The 18,267-nt window shown below is 48.2% G+C and carries 12 protein-coding genes and 1 pseudogene; 6 read left to right on the top strand and 7 right to left on the bottom strand.

Annotated elements, in window-relative coordinates; translation table 11 throughout:
* Positions 1 to 2 precede the first annotated feature (2 nt).
* The 3 genes from N7268_RS23565 to N7268_RS23555 form a co-directional block, all read right to left on the bottom strand.
* A complete protein-coding gene (locus N7268_RS23565) occupies positions 3 to 947 on the bottom strand; it encodes a hypothetical protein (protein WP_048227259.1) in 945 nt (314 codons plus the stop codon).
* A gap of 559 nt (positions 948 to 1,506) precedes the next feature.
* The gene (locus N7268_RS23560; RefSeq protein WP_106671844.1) at positions 1,507 to 4,626 is read right to left on the bottom strand and encodes a hypothetical protein; all 3,120 of its coding nucleotides are present in this window, start codon (positions 4,624 to 4,626) and stop codon (positions 1,507 to 1,509) included.
* A gap of 314 nt (positions 4,627 to 4,940) precedes the next feature.
* A complete protein-coding gene (locus N7268_RS23555) occupies positions 4,941 to 5,915 on the bottom strand; it encodes a sensor domain-containing diguanylate cyclase (RefSeq protein ID WP_004213565.1) in 975 nt (324 codons plus the stop codon).
* Between the two features lie 636 nt (positions 5,916 to 6,551).
* On the opposite strand from N7268_RS23555, the gene N7268_RS23550 reads away from it, so the two are divergent.
* On the top strand, positions 6,552 to 7,460 hold the full coding sequence (locus N7268_RS23550; protein ID WP_106671866.1) for an HNH endonuclease: 909 nt from the start codon (positions 6,552 to 6,554) through the stop codon (positions 7,458 to 7,460).
* 387 nt (positions 7,461 to 7,847) lie between these two features.
* Here N7268_RS23550 and N7268_RS23545 read toward each other — a convergent pair.
* From N7268_RS23545 to silR, 4 genes and pseudogenes are all read right to left on the bottom strand, one after another.
* Positions 7,848 to 8,185: pseudogene (locus tag N7268_RS23545) on the bottom strand (DUF305 domain-containing protein).
* 143 nt (positions 8,186 to 8,328) lie between these two features.
* The gene (gene silE / locus N7268_RS23540; protein ID WP_000790483.1) at positions 8,329 to 8,760 is read right to left on the bottom strand and encodes a silver-binding protein SilE; all 432 of its coding nucleotides are present in this window, start codon (positions 8,758 to 8,760) and stop codon (positions 8,329 to 8,331) included.
* Positions 8,761 to 9,010: 250 nt separating this feature from the next.
* Positions 9,011 to 10,486 (bottom strand): copper/silver sensor histidine kinase SilS, encoded by a 1,476-nt coding sequence (gene silS / locus N7268_RS23535; RefSeq protein ID WP_260864720.1) that lies wholly within the window; start codon positions 10,484 to 10,486, stop codon positions 9,011 to 9,013.
* Positions 10,479 to 11,159, bottom strand: coding sequence for a copper/silver response regulator transcription factor SilR (gene silR / locus N7268_RS23530; RefSeq protein ID WP_001572351.1), 681 nt, complete (start codon positions 11,157 to 11,159; stop codon positions 10,479 to 10,481). The genes silS and silR overlap by 8 nt, the downstream gene beginning before the upstream one ends.
* Before the next feature lie 189 nt (positions 11,160 to 11,348).
* Between silR and silC the strand changes: the two genes are divergently transcribed.
* The 5 genes from silC to N7268_RS23505 all read left to right on the top strand — a co-directional run bounded on the left by silC (position 11,349) and on the right by N7268_RS23505 (position 18,205).
* Positions 11,349 to 12,734 (top strand): Cu(+)/Ag(+) efflux RND transporter outer membrane channel SilC, encoded by a 1,386-nt coding sequence (silC, locus tag N7268_RS23525; RefSeq protein WP_000475512.1) that lies wholly within the window; start codon positions 11,349 to 11,351, stop codon positions 12,732 to 12,734.
* 28 nt (positions 12,735 to 12,762) lie between these two features.
* Positions 12,763 to 13,116: a cation efflux system protein CusF gene (gene cusF, locus N7268_RS23520; RefSeq protein WP_001246154.1), complete on the top strand. Its 354-nt coding sequence runs from the start codon at positions 12,763 to 12,765 to the stop codon at positions 13,114 to 13,116.
* A gap of 113 nt (positions 13,117 to 13,229) precedes the next feature.
* A complete protein-coding gene (silB, locus tag N7268_RS23515; RefSeq protein WP_001485328.1) occupies positions 13,230 to 14,522 on the top strand; it encodes a Cu(+)/Ag(+) efflux RND transporter periplasmic adaptor subunit SilB in 1,293 nt (430 codons plus the stop codon).
* Between the two features lie 10 nt (positions 14,523 to 14,532).
* Positions 14,533 to 17,679: a Cu(+)/Ag(+) efflux RND transporter permease subunit SilA gene (gene silA, locus N7268_RS23510; RefSeq protein WP_110246277.1), complete on the top strand. Its 3,147-nt coding sequence runs from the start codon at positions 14,533 to 14,535 to the stop codon at positions 17,677 to 17,679.
* A gap of 85 nt (positions 17,680 to 17,764) precedes the next feature.
* Positions 17,765 to 18,205: a DUF411 domain-containing protein gene (locus N7268_RS23505; protein ID WP_260864719.1), complete on the top strand. Its 441-nt coding sequence runs from the start codon at positions 17,765 to 17,767 to the stop codon at positions 18,203 to 18,205.
* The last annotated feature ends 62 nt before the right edge of the window (positions 18,206 to 18,267 follow it).

The raw sequence follows: 18,267 nt of genomic DNA, 5'->3' as shown, positions 1-18,267 counted from the left end.
GATTACTCATTATGTTCAGCCGCACGCGCATCAGCAACATCCTGAGTCCGGGCTTCCGCCACGTCCTTCAGTACCAGTGACCAGCCGCCTTTAAACCATCCCCCCGGATCTTCGCCACTGAGTACCTGCTGCAGCCAGCAGGAAGGGGAACGACGCTTTGCTTCACGGAACCAGACCGGATGGTGCTGTCCCATCACGGACCAGAAATCAAAATCCGGCTCCGGGGGGGAGAACACATACGTATTCATGACTAGATTTCCGCAGTGTTGTCTGAGGAACAACAAAAATTCTTTCAGGTTTCCGTACCCCCCCGACCCCATACCGGCACCGAGGAAAAACGCCTCTGTGACCACTCCGGCAGTGATACGACCGTTCTGCTCATGCTGGCGCAGGACCATCAGGGTGCCATCATGGCGCCCACCATCGATGCGGATGAATTCAAAGACATACCGTTCATCATCGTCCGGGAAGAAAAATCCCTCCCAGCTGACACCGGAATACGTCCCCAGTATCACCAGCGGGAACATCATCCCGTCACCGGTGGTCAGCCAGTCTGCACTGGTGCCGAACCGGCTTTCAATCCGTTCAGCCAGAGCAAGGGTTAACTCGCCGGCGCCATCGATACAGTCCAGGAGCAGTCCCGGGGATACATTTAACCAGTGTGCTATCCGTACCTGGTCGGCGATGCGTGTCGGCCCGACATGCCCTGAACCGGGGAAAAAACCGTCAGCGGACAGGCGATCAAACAGGGCTCGCAGACGCCCGCCACATTCCTTCTGCCACTGTTGCCGGCTGGAGAGGATTGCGGGTGAGATGGTCCCGACAGGATACTGTCTGGCCAGCGCCAGGCGGATCTCCCCTTCGAGGGAACGTTCATTTTTCATTGCTGACTGCTCAATGCGTGCAAACAGCGCATCATCCACATTTCTGGCCTGGATCTTCGCCATGACTTCCTCCTTATACAAAATGTATTCAGTGGCGGTAAAAATATGCAGGAGCGAACATGAGGCTTTATTTACCATTAATGAATAATATGTATACATTATGATTCTTTTTGCATACAAGTAAAGAAAAGTGCATTTGATAAGCAATAAAACAGTCACGTCGTTAAATTACCGGACGGCGGTTATCGGATGATCCGATTTTCCTGAATATAAGAGGTTTCCGGAAGTGTACCACGGTCACTGAATAAGCGAAGCGGTCTTTTCTGTCACTATATGCCGGGTCACGGGAAAGAGTTAAACACTATATATAGAAGAAAAGGCAGCTGCTGACGTGGCACATGTTGTGTTTCTCTGCCGCCACGCCCCGGTAGTGTTCTGAAAGATCCGGAACAACCAGAAATCGGATCTGCGGAGAAGATAAGAAAGATTATTGCCGGACAGTCACAAAAAACGACAGATTGTTGTAATTAGTAGATTATTGCTTGTCGTGGCATAAAAATTGGTATTTTTTGATTTACTGGCAATTAAACAGCGACCCGTTACAGGGTCGCCAGATTTCGGTTCAGATATGTTCAAAACGAGCCACAAGAGGACCTGTAACCTGCATGTCCATTTCCCACAGCGTTTTCATCACTCCCTCTAGAGGATCATCGCTGCTGCGGTAGAATGTATTGAAAAGAGTGCCATCAGGATACCTGAACAGTTTGAGCTCACCAAATGATTCACTACTGATGAGGAGTGAATAATCCAGCCTGCGGTTATGCACCTGGTAAATCTGACAATTATTGATCCTGAACGGCAGGGAATTGACGCCTCTGGCAGACACATCAACATGTATGTCTAAGGCGGCATGTCTTTCTCGCTGATATATTAACTCCCTAAGCTCCTCACTGAAGCGGGTTCCATATATCACAAGAATATAATTATTCTGATCTGCTGAGGCTTTAGCAACTTTTTTAATTATGTCTTCAAGGCTGTTAATCTTCATGACTAATCTGGCTTGTGATCTCCCCAGCAAATAATGCAGCCCGTGAAGAATATTTCTCTTCACTTCTGATACAGATGGGAAGTTACCATAAATATTATGATTAAGGCCTTTAGCTACGTAATCTTTTGTAACTCCGACAGGAATATACCTCATTTTCCAGTTATGATGATACTTTGAATCTTCTGTAAATCTGAAATGTGTTAATAGAATATCCTCATGCAAAGCACCTGGGAACTCCTCCGTAAGACGGATATCTGTATTCCTGAGACGCTCTGTGTCAACTTCAGCGGCAATAATATCTGCTGCAATACTGCGATTGAATACTTCAATGTATTTATCCACTATATCATTAAATAAAATAACATTCGCGGCATAATCCTCCTCTGGAATAATATAACCTGAATATGGAACAAGGGGGTCTCGCTTCATTCCTTTCAGAATGGTGACTGCTCTGGATTTGCTGAAATAAGAAAACAACCCTCCAGCCAGGGCCTCATTAACCCGCTGCGTAACCTGTTCTCCAGGTCTGGCAAGTTTTATAGCCAGTAAAGAAAACGCCCCGTAGAGGCTCCCTAAATCGTCTCTTACTCCAGTGTAAGTCCGCCCGGGAATGAGACGCTTGTCATTGAATGAGTTCATCGCCTCAATTGTTTCTGATAAACCGCTGTACCAGCTCGCATCTGTATGATGATTGCAATGTTCAATTCTTAATATCATATCAATGATATCGACAGCGTTTCTGAACTCCGGAGTTAATGTGTCATAAGTATCTCTCTCTTCGAATAATTTCGAGGTAATAAGGTGATTTACAAGGTCGGCTATATCTATGTTTTGTTGTGGTTCAAAATGCGCGATAAGATAACCTGAGATCAGCAAGCGCATATCAGACAACGCATTTGCAAACATGATGGACAGTGCAGCCTTCTCTTTATACAAATTGCCCCTGAGTAAGGTTTTCCATTGTGAGTTTGTCTCCTCCAGAGACAGATAATCCGGGGTCAGAAAGAAACTGTGCCAGCGATACTCCTCCTCCCAGTGCCGTGTAAATCGGCTCTGACTGTGCCAGAGACAGAGAACATCATGAGCATATTTCGTGGACGACGTATTATCAGCAACCAATGGCGGGATAAGCAGACAAACGGTGTTATGCAGGTGGTACATCAGGCGGCCGGCAAAATCTTTACTTTCGGATTTGCCAATGATTAATCCCATACTCCAGCCTTCCCACAGACCTATAAAGCTGCGAATAAGTTCCTGGTGCGTCTGCTCCTGACTGGCCGAAAGGGAGACTCCGAGGCCGGCTTTCCATTCGTTAAGTACATGCCATACTCTAAAGAGCGACAATGTAAATTGTTTGAAGTCTGTAAAACTGGTGCTGTCAGATTTTTTGTAAACCTGCAATGGAATATACATGGCTTCATGAAAATATTCGCCTGACGTTTCGGTTGATTTTACCGTTTCACGAATAAATTTTCTCAAGTCATAGTGGAATGAATCACTGAATGAAGGACCGAATCCAGATTCTTTTACTTCATCAAGAAGGTTTCCTCCATCCTCATGGGCAAAGCTTCGTTTAATAGAGGTGTAGGTATCTGTTAACCGGTTAACTCCAGTTCTGAAAACACCAATATTTTTGTCGTTGAGTGCATCGTATGCTTCACCAAAAAAATCAAAGGTTATATCATCCAGGCTCCTGCTTTTCTCTGGCTGGCCTGTCACAATACAACGCTTGTATAAACTGCACCAGAGAGTTGAAAGGGGCTTGATACCTGTCGAGGATAATATCGTCAATTCACCAGGTTGGTCACCAAACGATGGTAAAATGATTATCTTTGCATCCTTCCCGCCAACAGTTTTTAGCCTTTTAAGAAGAAACAAAAGTGGTCTGATATGTATATCTAAAACAACATCATTCTTGTTTACATCGCATTGAATGTGCTCCATTTCTTCCTTACCTGATACAGAGTAAGGAAGTATTTTGATTTCACCAAGATAGTTCTCACCGATATGATAACCAGGATAGCGTATCCAGGCCTGAGCATATGCTTTGTAAATGTAGCCATTCACTATCTGTGCCAGAAAATATTTATTCATCAGACGATCGCGCTTATCTTCATCCAACACGTTCAGACTGGTGATGAAGAACCAGATAGATAAAACGATATTGAACAACATCCATAGAAACGCAGTGGCGGCGAAAGCGGTATTGAGATATTTATCTCCTAAGGAGGAAGTCATACCACTGAGCAGAATAAAAGCCGCAAGCGATAAACCACTCAGCCCGGAAAACATATACCCTGAATACAGTTGATAAGCAGACTGAATATGGATCCTGGCAGACTTTTTCTGAAACAGAACGCTGATCAAGCCAACAACCAACGGAAATACAATCCCTATAATAGTCAGCTGGCTGCCCAGTAAATTTGACATCCATCCAGGAAGTTCGGTTATTTTTTCAAAATGCTGGAGCGCAAACGGATGTAAAACAGGACGTAAACATATAACCACTCCGAGAGCGACAGCAGCAATAGCCCAGAGAAAAAGCATAGCCCGAATGTAATGGGTGGACGAGGCAACAAGTATCCGTTCCACCAGGTTCCAACTGAGGTTTTTGCGGTCCCGATTGGATTTCAGACGCCGGTGTAGCTCGGTCCGGACCTGCCATGAGACACTTTTGAGAAATTTACCAAGCATAGATGCCCTGAATTATCCGTAAAAATTCTATGAATAATAAGTGGTAAGCAACTTTTTTTCTCTGGAAAAATGTTGCTCGATTCCCACTTATCCCAGATACGTCCTCCAGTCCTCCGGGTTTACCTTTTTTCGGATCTCAGAAGTGGAGAAGAGGAATTATTGCAGCATGGACACAAAAAACGAGTAATTGTTGCGATGAGTGGACTATTGCACCATGAGCAAATATAAATGACTTTATGCGTCCTGCGGTTAAATATATTGTTCATGCCGTCCGGCTGAACCCCGGGTCAGGGGATCAGCCGGGAAGGAGAACGTCACGGTTCTGTTTTCCGCGACAGGGTCTTTCTTTTTTTCTTCAGGTACATCACTTCGTCACATTTACCGATCATCTCCGCCAGTGTCGTATAATGGTCTGCGTTATTGATCAGTTCGCCAAAGGAATAATTGATGTTGTAGGGCTTGCCCGAGGTGTCATTGTAATGATCGAGACTGGCACTCAGCGCGTGCAGATAAGACTGAGTGTTACCGTTTCGCCGGATCAGGGCGGCAAACTCATCCCCGCCGAGGCGGCCTGCTATTTCACCCGGTTCAAGGTGCTGATGTAAAAAGCCGGCAAAGATCTTCAGCACCTCGTCACCTTCCGCGTGTCCCCAGAGATCGTTAACCGGTTTGAACCTGTCCAGATCGAAATAGATGAGGCTGAACGACGCATCCTGCCGGTTCATTGCGCGGAAGAGTTTTTCGCCGGCGCGGTAAAACCCGCGCCGGTTGGGAATGCCCGTCAGGCTGTCCGTCATGGCCATGCTGATGGCCTCGAATTCGTCCTCCACGATACAGGCCAGGTCCCGGAGGGACGCAATGTCCTCATCCGTGAAGGCGCGGGGAACGGTGTGGATCAGGCACAGCGTGCCGGCCACCGTGCCGTCCGGCAGGCTCACCGGCTGGCCGGCGTAGAACCGGATGTGTGGCTCACCGGTAACCAGGGGATTATCGTGAAATCGCGCATCGGCAGCCGCATCGTGAATGATAAAAGGCCCTTCCTGCAGAATGGCGTGCCCGCAGAACGAAATATCACGTGGAGTTTCGCGCACGCCGACGCCCTGGCAGGCGAGGAGCCACTGGCGCTCGCGATCCAGCAGGCTTATCAGGGCCACCGGGACCTGAAAGGCTTTGCGGGCCAGCCGCGTCAGGCGTTCAAAACGCTCATCGTCACGGGTATCAAGAAGGCCGGTAATATACAGGGACTTCAGCCTCTGTTCTTCATTCTCCGGTATACCGGGTGCCTGCATGTAATCTCCTGGTATGTACAAAGTATATATGCAGATGAAAAGGTGTTTGGATCTGACTGAGTGTAATTATAGTTCACGACTTATCTGCCAGCGGCTGAACTTCAGGTACAGGAATTCACGTTTATCACTCGTACTAGACTCTCCGGAGGACCAGGGGAATGACCGGGTCTGTTACGGTGAGGGAATCTGTAAACCTCAGGATTTTTGCCGGGAAAGTACGTACAACTGCTATCTTGATTAGTAAATGTTAAAATTTGTAGGTATCCACCCGTTAAACAAAATGATTAATATTTAAAAATACTCGTTGAACACCCGTGCCGTAATAATGAAGTACATTAAAAACGTTATCCGGTCATGTGAAGCTGAGACCGTCTCTTCGTCATGTAAAATGCCGTACTTTCTTTGTCGTGAAGAATGACCGGGTTAAGTCCATAAGGTTGAGAGGAAGTCTGCTGATGTGATACGCTCAAGGCGAGATTTATCTCAGTGAGAACTCACGGCAACAAAAAGTTTTTGGACAACAAAACACAAAGTTGTTTTGGACTGTAGGAGTCCAAGAGACAATGACATTACATACAACGCCGTGTAACGGATTTTACATTATTACAAAGCCTGTGTTACAAGAGAGTTATGGACATGATTGAAAAAATATGTGAAGTAATTGATGGTGAATACGTCTGTGATATAGATATTAGCATTGAAGAATGGAAGATTTTATTAAGGGATAAAAAAGTTTTTGATGACAAAAGTATTGCAGCGTTAAAAAAATGGTTCATTGAGCCAGACCATTCCTGTACATGTTTCGATATCGGCAAGAAGTACGACCTGCACAGTATGAGTGCTAATGGTGTAATCAATGGGTTGGGTGGAAGAGTTCAGAAGCAGCTTGGCCGATTCGAGGTTAAAGGAGTCGGAAAGATTGCTTCCGGGACAAAATTCATTACAGTCATGAAAAGTAGAGAAATTAAAGGAAACCCAAAGCGAAATTTATGGACTATCCGTGAAGAACTTGTTCAGGCAATAAAAGAACTAGATTTTTTTAGTACGAACGAAAGCTCAAGCATTGATTTTTACTCAGATAATGATTTGATCACTGCTCTAGAAGAAAGTAATCACTTTGACGTTACTCAGACATTTGAGTATAGCGAAAAAGCGAAACCTAAGAAAGCTGCAATAGAAGTCAAAAATGGACTCTCATACCCAAGAAGTAAATCTGTTTCAAAAAATGCGCTTAACAAAGCTGATTATAAATGTGAAATTAATTGCGACCATCCAACGTTCAGAAGGCGAAACTCTCCTCTAAATTACACAGAACCTCATCACATTGTCCCGATGTCAAAGCAAGACTATTTTGAGAATTCACTGGATGTGGAAGAGAATATCATATCACTATGTTGCAACTGCCATAAACAAATTCATCTTGGCAAGGGGTTTGAAGATATGTTGAGGAAAATATATGCCGAGCGGAAAGATGTATTAAAAAAAGCGGGAATCGAGATATTATTAGAGGATTTGATTCTTTTTTACAAGATGGAAGGTAATTGATCTTCGAGAAGATGCATGCTTATTTTTATTTTTTTAGCAATGAATGTGAAATACTGCCTGGCTATCAATCCTGTCATGTGGTTCAGATTTATGGGGGAGGATTTTAATATTTTACCAGCATGGCATGTCGATCAATCGGTTAAGTATAGCGCCAGGTAACCAGACGGATTTTCCCTCTCAGGCGGGAGTCGTTATCCATCGTCCAGTACCTGATTAAAAGTAGGAGTAATTACAAGAAAATTAAATTGTATGACTATTATTTCCGTTCAGAAAAGAAAGTTACATTAAAAACCCGAAATTATTAGGGTTATTAATTAGTTAAGTGCTATATATTTTCGTGTCCGGGGGTACCCTAAGAGGGGGCGCAAGACAACACTCCAGTGTTCATTATTTATGACTGTCAAGCCATTTATTCATCTGCTCAATTTCACCTTTTTGAGCTTTAATGATGTCCTGCGCAAGCTTTCTCATTTCGGGATCTTTTCCGTATTTGAGCTCGGTCTCAGCCATTGCGATTGCCCCTTCATGGTGTGCGATCATACCTTTTGCAAAGGCCTTATCGGGATTGGATTCATTAACGGCGGCCATCATTTTTTCATGCCAGCCATATATTCCTGTGATGATGCCGATGAGTGCATATCTGACATTTTCATTTCCGAATGTTCAGCAGAAATGGCTGGCAGGGATAACATTAATATTACAAAAAGGGTGTTTTTGATTTTCATATAATAATTCCTTTCAGACAGGTACCGGTTAAGTGTAGCTGAGTCAGACAAAAAAGCCCCCTGACGGGGGGCAAAAATGTAGCAACGTTGTTTCAGGAAAATCTATCAGGGAAAAGGTAACAGCACGGATACTACCGTCGCATTCAGCCTGCATTGATCATGCGGCGGTGCGCTTCGGCCATGGCCTGATGTGGGCCGGATTGCCCGTTATTCATGAATTCATGGGCAACCGCTGCTCTTTCATGCTCATTCATCGCCGCGTAAGACGTTGACGGGACGGTCGTGGATACCGTGTTATTTCCCATCATCTTCTGATGACTTTCCACCATTTTCTGGTGCGCATCCGCCGAGCCGTTCGTCATGGTTTCATGAGCAATAATGGCCTGTTCATGCTGGTCCATACCGGTCATACGAGGAGCAGTCCCCTGGATCCCGACAGGAGCCGCAGCAGACTGCATCTGGTGAGCAGGAGCCTGTGCATTGTTGACGCGATCATGGATATTCACGGTTTCAGTGGCCCAGGCCGATGAAATTAAACCAAAGCCCAGCAAAGATGCTAATACGATATTTTTCATGATAACTCTCCATTTCTGAATTAGTGATGTCCGGGGAAGTACAACCGGTGTTTTCAGTTCCATAACTGAAACAAGTTCGGCAGCGTTTATTTCTCCGGAAGAGGGCTGGATATTCATTTCCTGGCGTACTCTGACGCCGGGTATTGATGAAGCAATCCAGCCTTCCTGATAAGTTGCACTAATTATATCGAATGGCTTCTGTTTGCTGCATGACAGGCTAATGACATCTTTGTCATTTACATCTTTATTTTCAGCATTGGGTTTCCGGGATCATTTTCTCCAGTCTGGGCACGGATAAGATAAAACGCGTGGAGCGTACGTCTGATTCCACCTGCACTCTTCCGTGATGTGCTTCCACGATTGACTTCACAATCGCAAGGCCGATGCCGCTGCCTTCTCCTTTTCGTTGTCTGGATGGATCCACCCGATAAAAACGGTCAAACAGCCTTGATAAATGTTCTTCAGGGATCGGTTTCCCCGGATTTTCAATCACAAGGTCAAAAAAGCTCTCCTGCTCTCTTATTGAGACGGTGATTGCCTGTCCCTCCGGGGTATAACGCAGGGCATTGGATAACAGATTATTGATCGCCCTTCTGAACATTTGTGGATCTCCCTCAACCAGGCAGGGCATCCCGTCAAATTTGAGCATAATATTGCGTTCTTCGGCCCAGGCTTCGAAAAACTCGAAGACTTTCATGACTTCCGCTCTGAGGTCAAACATGACCCTGTCAGGTATCAGCTGATTATTGTCTGCCTGCGCCAGGAACAGCATGTCGCTGACCATTTTGGTCATCCGGTTATACTCTTCCAGGCTGGAGTAGAGGACATCCTCAAGTTCCTTCTGGGTTCGATCCTGACTCAGCGCGATTTCAGTCTGTGTCACCAGATTGGTGATGGGCGTTCTGATCTCGTGCGCGATATCGGCAGAGAAATTGGCCTGGCGGGTAAAAACATCCTCAATCTTTCCAATCATATGATTGAACGAGATAACCAGCTGCTCCAGCTCAATGGGAACGCGTGTCGGTTCCAGCCGCGCATCAAGATTCTCGGAGGTGATGTTTTTAATGGCATTGCTGACATTACGAAGGGGCAGGTGCCCCTGACGGACAGCAATGCGAATGATCAGAACAATCAGCAGGCTTATCACGACGGCAATCGCAATCAGATTTTTTTTCAGCGCATCGAGGTAATGGAGATGGAAATTAATGGAGAGGCCAGTCAGCATGACATAGTTCTGCTGTTTGCCCTGAAATGTCGCCTGGCCAGAGGAGGAGATAATCCGGTACGTTTCCATCTTCATTCCGGACCCGGTATCCATCGGTCCCGCAGGATCCTCCACCGTCCAGAGAAAGACATCCCGTGCGCGGCTGTGCTCGCTAAAATCGGCTGAATTCACGGCCGGGCGTAGTGCTGCCCCCTGCGCAGAGCTGTACAGCACCTCACCCCGGGGATTGAGGAGCAAAAGGGCAACGTTGCGGTAGCTGGCGATCGATTCCTTTATTTTGCTTACTTTTTTTTCATCCGGATCTGCCGGGGACTGGAGTATACGGCTCAGTGTGGTGCTGATTTGTTGCAGATCGCTGACATCCTGCTCGGCAAAATGCTTTTCAACAGAATGCAGCATAAACCAGGTGAAGGCGATAAACGCCAGTATTGTGGACAGGCTGATAAAAAAGGTCAGCCGCAGAGCGAGTGAGAAAGGTCGTCTGGACGGTTTGCTATGCATCCGGGATCTCCAGCATGTAGCCCACGCCCCGCACTGTCTGGATCAGTTTTGTCCCGTAATCGTTGTCTATTTTAGCGCGGAGTCGCTTTACTGCGACATCAATCGCGTTAGTGTCGCTGTCAAAATTCATGTCCCAGACCTGAGAGGCAATCAGGGAGCGGGGAAGAACTTCTCCCTGATGGCGAATGAAGAATTCCAGCAAGCTGAACTCTTTACTGGTGAGCACAATGCGGTTCCCGGCGCGGCTGACTTTTCTGGATACGAGATCAACCGAGAGGTCAGCCACTTTAAGCTGGCTTTCCGTGATCATCGTGTTTCCCCGCCTGAGGAGGGTTCTTACCCGGGCGAGCAGTTCAGCAAACGCAAAGGGCTTCACCAGATAATCGTCCGCACCCAGCTCAAGTCCTTTGACCCTGTGTTCAATCGTGCCAAGGGCCGTCAGCAGTAATACCGGCATCCCCTTTCCGGCACTGCGCAGCATACGGATGATATCCCAGCCGTTTACATCAGGCAGCATGATATCCAGGATGACTAAATCATACTCGGCTGTCATGGCAAGATGATATCCGGTCAGACCATTATCAGCGTGATCCACGACGAACCCCGCCTCTGTCAGCCCCTTGCTGAGATATTCACCTGTTTTAATTTCGTCTTCAACGATTAATATTTTCATCATGCTCCCCGGCTGGCTGCTAATGTCATTTTATTGCGCCCACGATCGTTATCAACGGATTACAGCAAAAATGACAACATTGTCATTATCCTGTCACCCGGCAAACAGAGAGCGTTCGGTAAAGTATCCCTATCAATACTCTGGACTTCGTTTGAACCATTTACCAGGTCTGCCTGTACGAGAAGCGTTATGTTCAAATTAAAATTACTCAGCATCAGTACCATATTCATCCTGGCTGGTTGTGTTTCTCTGGCACCTGAATATCAGCGTCCGCCAGCTCCGGTTCCCCAGCAGTTTTCATTGTCTAAAAACAGTCTGACGCCTGCGGTAAACAGCTATCAGGATACGGGCTGGCGAAACTTTTTTGTCGATCCCCAGGTCAGCAGGCTGATCGGTGAAGCCCTGAATAATAACCGTGATTTGAGAATGGCTGCCCTGAAGGTTGAAGAGGCCCGGGCCCAGTTCAACGTCACGGATGCAGATCGTTATCCCCAACTGAATGCCTCATCCGGGATCACATACAACGGTGGTCTGAAAGGTGACAAGCCGACCACACAGGAGTACGACGCGGGTCTGGAGCTCAGCTATGAGCTCGATTTTTTTGGCAAACTTAAGAACATGAGTGAGGCTGATCGCCAGAACTACTTTGCCAGCGAAGAAGCCCGTCGTGCCGTACACATCCTGCTGGTCTCCAACGTTTCACAGAGCTATTTCAGCCAGCAACTGGCGTACGAACAACTCCGTATTGCGCGGGAAACGCTGAAAAATTATGAACAGTCCTATGCTTTCGTTGAGCAACAGCTCGTGACCGGGAGTACGAACGTTCTGGCACTTGAACAGGCGAGAGGACAAATCGAAAGTACCCGCGCCGAAATAGCCAAACGAGAAGGCGATCTGGCTCAGGCAAACAATGCCCTGCAACTGGTGCTGGGAACGTACCGCGCACTTCCGTCAGAAAAAGGGATGAAAGGCGGGGAGATCGCACCAGTAAAATTGCCACCAAATCTATCTTCACAAATTTTGCTGCAGCGACCGGATATTATGGAAGCGGAATATCAGCTGAAAGCGGCTGATGCCAATATTGGCGCAGCGCGAGCGGCCTTTTTCCCCTCCATTACCCTGACCAGTGGTCTTTCCGCAAGCAGTACGGAGCTGTCAAGCCTGTTTACGTCAGGAAGTGGAATGTGGAATTTTATCCCTAAAATTGAAATTCCTATTTTTAATGCTGGCAGGAATAAAGCCAATCTGAAGCTGGCTGAAATTCGCCAGCAACAATCGGTGGTTAATTACGAACAAAAAATTCAGTCAGCCTTTAAGGATGTTTCCGACACGCTTGCGCTGCGCGACAGCCTTAGCCAGCAACTTGAGTCACAGCAGCGTTATCTTGATTCACTTCAGATAACTCTCCAGCGTGCCAGAGGATTATATGCAAGTGGTGCTGTCAGTTACATCGAAGTGCTGGATGCAGAACGTTCCCTCTTCGCTACGCAGCAAACCATTCTCGATCTTACCTATTCCCGACAGGTTAACGAAATTAATCTGTTTACCGCGCTGGGTGGCGGTTGGGTAGAGTAAATTTATTTCATTAATCAGGAAATTTAAAATGCGTAATTCACTTAAAGCCGTTTTATTTGGTGCCTTCTCTGTCATGTTTTCTGCCGGTCTTCATGCTGAAACACATCAGCATGGCGATATGAATACTGCCAGTGATGCTTCGGTACAGCAGGTTATCAAGGGCACCGGTGTCGTTAAAGACATTGATATGAATAGTAAAAAGATTACCATTTCGCACGAAGCAATCCCTGCTGTGGGCTGGCCTGCAATGACCATGCGCTTCACTTTTGTTAATGCAGACGACGCTATCAATGCCCTGAAAACCGGCAACCATGTCGATTTCTCGTTTATTCAGCAGGGCAATATCTCCTTACTCAAAAGCATTAACGTTACGCAATCCTGATTATCAGTCCGGAGCGAATACATCCAGTGCGCCTGAACATTCATTAAGGGATTACTGTGAATGAATGATCGGGCGCATATGCCAGGTGTTTTGATTTTTCAGCGAGAAATTGTATGGCTTCTTTAAAGATAAAATATGCTGCAATAATTATCAGCAGCCTCATAGCAGGGGGGCTGATATCGGTTACTGCCTGGCAGTATGTAAACTCATCACAAAAAACAGTACAAACCGAACAAAAGGCACCGGAGCGAAAGGTACTTTTCTGGTATGACCCGATGAAACCGGATACCAAATTTGATAAACCCGGAAAATCTCCCTTTATGGATATGGACCTGGTGCCGAAATATGCTGATGAAAGTGGCGATAAAAGCAGTGGCGGGATCCGTATCGATCCAACCCAGGTTCAGAATCTGGGATTAAAAACGCAAAAAGTTACGCGAGGAATGCTGAATTATTCCCAGACAATCCCGGCTAATGTCAGTTACAACGAGTATCAGTTTGTCATTGTGCAGGCGCGTTCTGACGGTTTCGTCGAAAAAGTGTATCCCCTGACGATTGGCGATCATGTGAAGAAAGGCACTCCGCTTATCGATATCACCATTCCTGAATGGGTTGAGGCACAAAGTGAGTTCCTGCTGTTATCCGGTACAGGCGGTACGTCAACCCAGATAAAAGGGGTTCTGGAGCGACTTCGTCTGGCTGGTATGCCGGAAGAGGATATTCAAAGGCTGCGTTCAACCCGCACAATCCAGACCCGTTTTACCATTAAAGCACCTATTGATGGTGTCATTACTGCGTTTGACCTGCGCACCGGCATGAATATTTCGAAAGATAAAGTAGTGGCTCAGATTCAGGGGATGGACCCGGTCTGGATCAGCGCTGCAGTGCCAGAATCTATCGCCTATCTGCTGAAAGATACGTCGCAGTTTGAAATTTCGGTACCGGCTTATCCGGATAAAACATTCCATGTCGAAAAATGGAACATTCTTCCCAGCGTGGATCAGACAACCCGTACGCTTCAGGTCCGTCTCCAGGTTTCTAATAAGGATGAGTTTCTCAAGCCGGGCATGAATGCCTATCTGAAACTGAATACCAAGAGCCAGGAGATGCTGCTGATACCAAGCCAGGCCGTTATCGATACCGGCAAAGAACAGCGCGTGATTACTGTTGATGATGAAGGCAAGTTTGTGCCGAAACAGATCCACGTTCTGCATGAATCACAGCAACAGTCCGGCATTGGCTCCGGCCTGAATGAAGGCGATACCGTGGTGGTCAGTGGCCTGTTCCTCATTGACTCCGAAGCCAATATTACGGGCGCGCTGGAACGTATGCGCCACCCTGAAAAAACAGAAAACAGTATGCCAGCAATGTCTGAGCAGCCTGTAAATATGCATTCAGGGCACTGAGGAGACGACGATGATTGAATGGATTATCCGGCGCTCTGTCGCCAACCGTTTCCTGGTCATGATGGGCGCACTGTTTCTCAGCATCTGGGGCACATGGACGATAATTAACACGCCGGTCGATGCGCTGCCTGACCTGTCAGATGTGCAGGTCATTATTAAAACCAGCTATCCCGGACAGGCCCCGCAGATTGTAGAAAACCAGGTCACCTATCCGCTTACCACCACCATGCTGTCCGTACCTGGCGCAAAAACCGTGCGTGGCTTTTCACAGTTCGGTGATTCGTATGTGTATGTCATTTTTGAAGACGGCACCGATCTGTACTGGGCCCGTTCGCGCGTGCTGGAATACCTGAATCAGGTTCAGGGCAAACTGCCTGCGGGTGTGAGCTCTGAAATCGGCCCGGACGCCACGGGAGTGGGCTGGATATTTGAATATGCCCTTGTCGATCGCAACGGAAAACACGACCTTTCAGAACTGCGCTCTCTGCAGGACTGGTTCCTGAAATTTGAGCTGAAAACCATCCCGAACGTGGCTGAGGTCGCTTCGGTTGGCGGCGTGGTGAAACAGTACCAGATTCAGGTCAATCCGGTAAAACTGTCCCAGTACGGTATCAGCCTGCCCGAAGTGAAACAGGCACTTGAATCGTCTAACCAGGAGGCCGGTGGCTCATCCGTTGAAATGGCCGAAGCGGAGTATATGGTCCGTGCCAGCGGTTATCTTCAGAGCATTGATGATTTTAATAACATCGTCCTGAAAACAGGTGAGAACGGCGTGCCGGTTTATCTGCGGGATGTTGCCCGCGTGCAGACCGGGCCCGAAATGAGGCGTGGTATTGCCGAGCTGAACGGCCAGGGAGAAGTCGCTGGCGGCGTGGTGATCCTGCGGTCGGGTAAAAATGCGCGCGACGTTATCACGGCAGTGAGGGATAAACTGGAGACGCTGAAGGCCAGCCTGCCGGAAGGCGTTGAAATCGTGACCACCTACGATCGCAGCCAGTTAATCGACCGGGCGATTGATAACCTCAGTTACAAGCTTCTTGAAGAGTTTATCGTGGTGGCCATCGTCTGTGCTCTGTTCCTGTGGCACGTACGTTCTGCCCTGGTGGCGATTATCTCTCTGCCGCTTGGCCTGTGTATCGCCTTTATCGTCATGCACTTCCAGGGACTGAACGCCAATATCATGTCGCTGGGAGGGATAGCGATTGCCGTCGGTGCGATGGTGGATGCCGCCATTGTGATGATTGAAAATGCGCACAAACGGCTTGAGGAGTGGGATCATCAGCATCCGGGTGAGCAGATTGACAACGCCACCCGCTGGAAGGTGATTACCGACGCCTCCGTGGAAGTGGGACCCGCGTTGTTCATTAGCCTGCTGATCATCACCCTGTCCTTTATTCCTATCTTTACCCTGGAAGGGCAGGAAGGTCGTCTGTTTGGCCCGCTGGCATTCACGAAAACGTACTCCATGGCGGGAGCGGCCGCACTGGCCATCATCGTCATTCCTATTCTGATGGGATTCTGGATCCGGGGGAAAATTCCTGCCGAGACAAGTAACCCCCTGAACCGGGTGCTGATCAAAGCGTATCATCCTTTGCTGCTGCGGGTCCTCCACTGGCCAAAAACAACCCTGCTGGTTGCGGCCTTGTCCATTTTCACGGTTATCTGGCCACTGAGTCAGGTGGGCGGTGAATTTCTGCCGAAGATTAACGAGGGCGATCTGCTGTATATGCCGTCGACCTTGCCTGGCGTCTCTCCGGCAGAAGCTGCAGCGCTCCTGCAGACAACAGACAAGTTAATCAAAAGCGTTCCTGAAGTGGCTTCTGTATTTGGCAAGACCGGTAAAGCAGAGACCGCAACGGATTCCGCGCCGCTCGAAATGGTGGAAACCACGATCCAGCTCAAACCTGAGGATCAGTGGCGTCCCGGCATGACAATTGACAAGATTATTGATGAACTCGACAGGACAGTCCGTTTACCGGGTCTGGCAAACCTCTGGGTGCCGCCTATCCGTAACCGTATTGATATGCTCTCAACCGGGATCAAAAGCCCGATAGGTATCAAAGTGTCCGGGACTGTTCTGTCCGATATCGACGCGACGGCGCAGAGTATCGAGGCGGTAGCCAAAACCGTGCCTGGCGTGGTGTCTGTCCTGGCTGAGCGACTTGAGGGCGGGCGCTACATCGATATCGATATCAACCGGGAGAAAGCTTCCCGCTACGGGATGACTGTGGGCGACGTCCAGCTGTTCGTCTCTTCAGCCATCGGTGGGGCTATGGTGGGTGAGACGGTTGAAGGCGTGGCCCGGTACCCTATTAACATTCGCTATCCGCAGGATTACCGTAACAGTCCGCAGGCGTTGAGAGAGATGCCAATCCTGACCCCAATGAAGCAGCAAATTACGCTGGGCGATGTTGCCGATATTAAGGTCGTTTCCGGACCAACCATGCTGAAAACCGAAAATGCCCGGCCAGCCAGCTGGATTTATGTTGATGCCCGCGGCAGGGACATGGTGTCGGTGGTGAACGATATTAAGACGGCCATCAGTGAGAAAGTGAAACTGAGACCGGGGACCAGTGTGGCATTCTCAGGACAGTTTGAATTACTCGAGCACGCCAATAAGAAATTAAAACTGATGGTACCGATGACGGTGATGATCATCTTCATCCTGTTATATCTGGCATTCCGCCGGGCTGATGAGGCCTTACTTATTCTGATGAGCCTGCCGTTTGCCCTGGTTGGCGGGATATGGTTCCTGTACTGGCAGGGCTTCCATATGTCAGTGGCGACCGGAACCGGGTTTATCGCCCTGGCCGGGGTGGCAGCAGAGTTTGGCGTGGTCATGCTGATGTATCTGCGTCATGCCATTGAAGCGCACCCGGAATTGTCCCGTAAAGAGACGTTCACACCGGAAGGCCTTGATGAAGCCCTCTATCATGGTGCCGTACTGCGTGTCCGGCCGAAAGCCATGACCGTGGCGGTGATCATCGCGGGTCTGCTGCCGATACTCTGGGGAACCGGCGCAGGTTCAGAAGTCATGAGCCGTATTGCGGCCCCCATGATTGGCGGGATGATCACAGCTCCGCTGCTGTCCCTGTTCATTATTCCTGCCGCCTATAAACTCATCTGGCTGCGCAGACATAAAAAGAGCGTGTCATAACCCTGAAAGGACACCCCTGCGGGTGTCCTTTTGCATAAATTCACCCTGACGTCAGGGTTTACATCGATAACATACAGAGGTGAGTATGAAAAAAATAATTTTAATGGCCCTGGCTTTTGGCCTTTCACTTCCGGCAATGGCAGGTGAAAAAGTAATAGACATGTACAAGTCTGAAAACTGTGGTTGCTGTTCCCTGTGGGGCAAGGCGATGGAAAAGGACGGGTTTGAAGTGCGAACTCACGTCATGAATGATCAGGCGCTGTCAGCCCTGAAAGAAAAGCATGCTGTTCCTGCAGGACTACGAAGTTGTCATACCGCGGTTGCCGGTAATTTGATCATTGAAGGCCATGTGCCTGCGACAACGATACATAAAGCAATGCAGTCTGGTTCGGGTATACACGGTCTCGCCACCCCCGGTATGCCTGCAGGAAGTCCGGGAATGGAGATGGGAGCCCGGAAAGAGGCTTACGATGTTATCGCATTCTCACCGGATGGAAGTAAAATAGTCTTCCAGCGAATCGAATAGTCAGCGGAACGGCTGATAACGGGACGCCGGCAGCAAGCACTCCTGTGCCGGCGACATTCGTG

The sequence above is a fragment of the Citrobacter sp. Marseille-Q6884 genome, from assembly GCF_945906775.1.
Taxonomy (GTDB): domain Bacteria; phylum Pseudomonadota; class Gammaproteobacteria; order Enterobacterales; family Enterobacteriaceae; genus Citrobacter.
Note: the sequence above shows the minus strand (reverse complement) of the source record. Positions and strands in the feature narration are given on the sequence as shown.